This window comes from Streptomyces sp. HSW2009 (assembly GCF_040240285.1).
Lineage (GTDB): Bacteria > Actinomycetota > Actinomycetes > Streptomycetales > Streptomycetaceae > Streptomyces.
In genome coordinates this window covers 1-3,947 of record NZ_JBEHZD010000641.1, presented here as the reverse complement: position 1 = coordinate 3,947, position 3,947 = coordinate 1, and the positions used below count along the sequence as shown (strand labels likewise).

General features: G+C 73.1%; 6 protein-coding genes, 1 tRNA gene and 1 riboswitch. Of the genes, 3 read left to right on the top strand and 4 right to left on the bottom strand.

The genetic code is table 11. The features are described 5' to 3' along the window. From AAHZ94_RS29985 to AAHZ94_RS29970, 4 genes are all read right to left on the bottom strand, one after another. A partial coding sequence (locus AAHZ94_RS29985; RefSeq protein WP_349996863.1) for a hypothetical protein occupies nucleotides 1–190 on the bottom strand: 190 nt, incomplete at its 3' end. A 296-nt stretch (nucleotides 191–486) separates the two neighbouring features. Next, a complete protein-coding gene (locus AAHZ94_RS29980; protein WP_349996862.1) occupies nucleotides 487–807 on the bottom strand; it encodes a DMT family transporter in 321 nt (106 codons plus the stop codon). 34 nt (nucleotides 808–841) lie between these two features. Beyond that, nucleotides 842–907, bottom strand: a riboswitch (guanidine-III (ykkC-III) riboswitch). A 113-nt stretch (nucleotides 908–1,020) separates the two neighbouring features. Continuing rightward, nucleotides 1,021–1,323 (bottom strand): GroES family chaperonin, encoded by a 303-nt coding sequence (locus tag AAHZ94_RS29975; protein ID WP_055473105.1) that lies wholly within the window; start codon nucleotides 1,321–1,323, stop codon nucleotides 1,021–1,023. 194 nt (nucleotides 1,324–1,517) lie between these two features. After that, nucleotides 1,518–1,835, bottom strand: coding sequence for a DUF3618 domain-containing protein (locus tag AAHZ94_RS29970; RefSeq protein WP_349996860.1), 318 nt, complete (start codon nucleotides 1,833–1,835; stop codon nucleotides 1,518–1,520). A 133-nt stretch (nucleotides 1,836–1,968) separates the two neighbouring features. Between AAHZ94_RS29970 and bcp the strand changes: the two genes are divergently transcribed. From bcp to AAHZ94_RS29955, 3 genes are all read left to right on the top strand, one after another. Continuing rightward, nucleotides 1,969–2,436 (top strand): thioredoxin-dependent thiol peroxidase, encoded by a 468-nt coding sequence (gene bcp / locus AAHZ94_RS29965; RefSeq protein ID WP_349996859.1) that lies wholly within the window; start codon nucleotides 1,969–1,971, stop codon nucleotides 2,434–2,436. Nucleotides 2,437–2,759: 323 nt separating this feature from the next. Beyond that, a complete protein-coding gene (locus tag AAHZ94_RS29960; RefSeq protein WP_349996858.1) occupies nucleotides 2,760–3,758 on the top strand; it encodes an HNH endonuclease signature motif containing protein in 999 nt (332 codons plus the stop codon). 61 nt (nucleotides 3,759–3,819) lie between these two features. After that, nucleotides 3,820–3,903 (top strand) — tRNA-Leu (locus AAHZ94_RS29955). Nucleotides 3,904–3,947 lie beyond the last annotated feature (44 nt).

The window sequence follows — 3,947 nt, the reverse complement described above, 5'->3', positions numbered from 1 at the left end:
CCCCCCCCCCCCCCCCCCCCCCCCCCCCCCCCCCCCCCCCCCCCCCCCCCCGCCCGGCGGCCCCGGCCCCCCCCCCCCCCCCCCCGCCCCCCCCGCCCCCCCCGGCCCCCGCGGACCCCCGCGCCCATGCCGGCCGGGCCCGGTCCGTACCGGCCGACCAGATCCGGCCGAACCGCCGCGGTCCCCGCAAGACCGCAGACCACGCAAGACCGCAAGCCCTGTACGACCCGTACGACCCGCAGCACCCGCAAGCCCCGTACGACCCCGCACCACCCCGTTCGCGTGACCCGTACCACCCCGTACCACCCGCTGCACCCCGCGTGCGGACCCCGCATTTCGCGTGCGGCACCGTACGCGAACCACGAGAGAGAGACCCGCTGTGGCCGCCCCGCCCCCCACCGCGGGGGGCCCGGGCCCCCCCCCCCCCCCCCCCCCCGATCAGCGGCTCGTTCAGTGGCTTGTTGTGCGGCTCGTCCAGCGGGCCGCTCAGTGGCCCGACGTGGCCTTCAGGCCCACCACCGCGACCAGCAGCAGCACCACGAAGAAGATCCGGGCGGCGGTGGCGGGCTCGTTCAGCACCACCATGCCGAGCACCGCGGCCCCGGCGGCGCCGATCCCGACCCACACGCCGTACGCGGTCCCGATCGGCAGCGTCTTCGCGGCCTGCGCCAACAGCATCATGCTCGCGACGATCCCCGCACCGGTGAACACGCTCGGCCACAGCCGCGTGAACCCCTCGGTGTACTTCATCCCGATCGACCAGCCGACCTCCAACAGACCGGCGACGATCAACAGGACCCAGGCCATGACGGCACCTCCGTGAATCACGAACTTCAACAGGGGTGCGTCGTCTTTGCTTGACCCGGTACGGCGCGTCTCGTCGGGATGCCTCCGACCATAGCAAGCCGCGCCGCGCCGGGTGGTGACGGAGACCACCCGCCAGCCGGGCCGTACGGGGCCTGCGGGGCTGCGGGGCTGCGGGGCTGCGGGGCTGCGGGGCTGCGGGGCTGCGGCCGACGACTACAGGTAGAGCCCCGTGGAGTCCTCCGACCCCTCAAGGCGCTCCGCCGCCACCGCATGCAGGTCCCGCTCGCGCATCAGCACGTACGCGACGCCCCGCACCTCCACCTCGGCCCGGTCCTCGGGGTCGTACAACACCCGGTCCCCCGGCTCCACGGTCCGTACGTTCTGCCCGACCGCGACCACCTCGGCCCAGGCGAGCCGCCGACCGACCGCGGCGGTGGCCGGAATCACGATGCCGCCGCTGGAACGGCGCTCGCCCTCCGGAATGTCGGTACGAACCAGCACCCGGTCATGCAACATCCGGATGGGCAACTTGTCGTGGGACGTCTTGGCACTCACGCCATGAAGGTACCTGCCCCGGCCGCCCCCGCACGCCGACGGGTCCGCCCGCTGGCCACTCGACCGGCCACGGCGTCCGGCCACCACACGGCCCGGGCGCGGGACGGGCCCCGACGCCGCCCGGTGGGCCCGGCCGTGCGCCGGGCCGCCGCCGGTCAATCCTTGCTGCGCCGCGAGGCCGTCAGCAGCCCGACCACCGCCACCGCGATGAGCGCCACCGGCACGATGCGCTCGATGCGCGGCGCCCCGTCCTCGGTCACGAACTGCGAGCGCAGATCGGTCACCGCCCGGTTCGCGGCCACGTACGCCTGCCCGGCCGTACGGTCCACCGCCCCGGCCACCTTCGCCTTGGCGTCACCGATGATCGTCTTCGGGTGCACCCGGATGCCGATCTCATCGAGCGTCACAGCGAGCGCTTGCCGCCTGCGGGCGATATCAGCCTCGATCTGCGCAGGGGTCCTGGCTTCCGACACCTCGCTGCCTCCGTCAATTCTCGATGGTCGTGGTGGACAGTCTGTCAGGTCGGCCGGATTCATGCCCCACGGAATCCCCCATCGTGGACCTGGCTACTGTCAGGGCAGCGGAAACACCCCTCTAAGGAGAGCCATGAGCGAGCGACTTCAGCCCGGCGACACCGCGCCGCCCTTCACCCTCCCCGACGCGGACGGGAAGCAGGTGTCCCTCGCCGACCACGCCGGCCGCAAGGTCATCGTCTACTTCTACCCGGCGGCCCTCACCCCCGGCTGCACCAAGCAGGCGTGCGACTTCACCGACAACCTTGACTTCCTGGCCGGCCACGGCTACGACGTGATCGGCATCTCGCCCGACAAGCCGGAGAAGCTGGCCAAGTTCCGCGACAAGGAAGAGCTGAAGGTCACCCTCGTCGGCGACCCCGAGAAGACCGTCCTGGAGTCGTACGGCGCCTACGGCGAGAAGAAGCTCTACGGCAAGACCGTGACCGGCGTCATCCGCTCCACGATCATCGTGGACGAACAGGGCAAGGTCGAACGCGCCCTCTACAACGTCAAGGCGACCGGCCACGTGGCAAAGATCATCAAGGACCTGGGCCTCTAACCCGATCCCCCACCCCGCCCGAACGCCCCACCCTCACCCCGGGGCCCCGCCCCATCCGGGCTTCACCTCCACCACCCCGCCCCACGGCCGAATTCCAGCCAGTCGGCAAGTCCTTGCGATCCGGCCGTGACGTCGCCGGCCGGGAATCGTTTATCAGTTCGATAGCGAACGGAACGCTGCCCCCCGCTCCCGTCCCCACCCGCTCCTCCCGGGAGTGATCACGCATCGGCGGGTTGGAGTGGGGCGGGGCTGGTGAGAGAGGGGCTGAGGTGGGGGTTTGGCGTGGGGCGGGGGCCACTGGGCCCGACGGGAGCACGCCGGGGGTGGCGGACGTCGCCAGCGCCGTGGCCCGTTGTACGTCATGGGCGGCGGTGCTGCGGCAGCTCGGCGTGCGGCCCAGCAGTGGCCGCCGCCGGTCCCTGCAACGGTTCGTCGCGGAGCACGGCATCGACGCCGCCCACCTGACCGCCCGGCGGGCCCGGCAGACCTACTCGGACGCGGACCTGTGCCGGGCCGTCGCCGCGTCCACGACCCTGCGCGAGGTAGCGCACCACCTCGGTACGACGCCGGCCCCCGGCACCCTCTCGCACCTCGGCAGACGCATCGCCGCAGCATCCCTCGACACCGGCCACTTCCCGGCCCTGCACCGGCACGCCCCCGAGCTGTCGTACGACCGTGCCGAGCTCGTACGGACCGCCGCGGCGGCGGGCAGCCTGCGCGAGGTGGCGCAGGCGCTCGGCATACCGGAGGACGCGCGTTCGCGGTCCGCCCTGCGCAGACTGCTGGCGCGCCAGGCCGTCGACGTCAGCCACTTCCGGCACGCCCGCTGCTCCCGGCCGGACCGGGAACTCATCGCGGCGGTGGCCCGGGCGACGAGTTACGCCGCGGTCGTCAGGGCGCTCGGCCTGCCGCCGCACGACACGAGCACCCGCCGCGTGCAGCGTTGGGTGGCGGAACTGGGCCTGGACACCACGCACTTCACCCGCGCCTCCAGACGTGCCCGGGCCCAGCCCCGCCGTGCCGGCCGGGGCGCTCGGGCCTGCGACGTCCTCACGGTGCGGCCGGCCGGCTCGCCCCGCGTGCGGCGGGAGCGGTTGCACCGGGCGCTGGCCGACATCGGCGTGCCCACCCGGTGCGCCTTCTGCGGCAACACCGGCGAGTGGCGCGGGCAGCGGATCACCTTGCAGATCGACCACGTCAACGGCGACTGGTGCGACAACCGCCCGGAGAACCTGCGCTACCTCTGCCCCAATTGCCATGCGACCACCGACACCTGGTGCCGCAAAGGGAGCCGCGGGGCCAGCCCCGACGGGCCGCGGTGACCTCCCGAGGAGGTCAGCCTGCCCAGCACCCGTCCCCGCCCGCTACCATGGCTGGCGGCTAGCGGCCGTGGCGGAATTGGCCTACGCGCAGCACTTAGGATGCTGTGGGAGAAATCCCTTGAGGGTTCGAGTCCCTCCGGCCGCACAGCTTCCCGTGAGGGGCTGCCCCGATCAAGGGCAGCCCCTCAC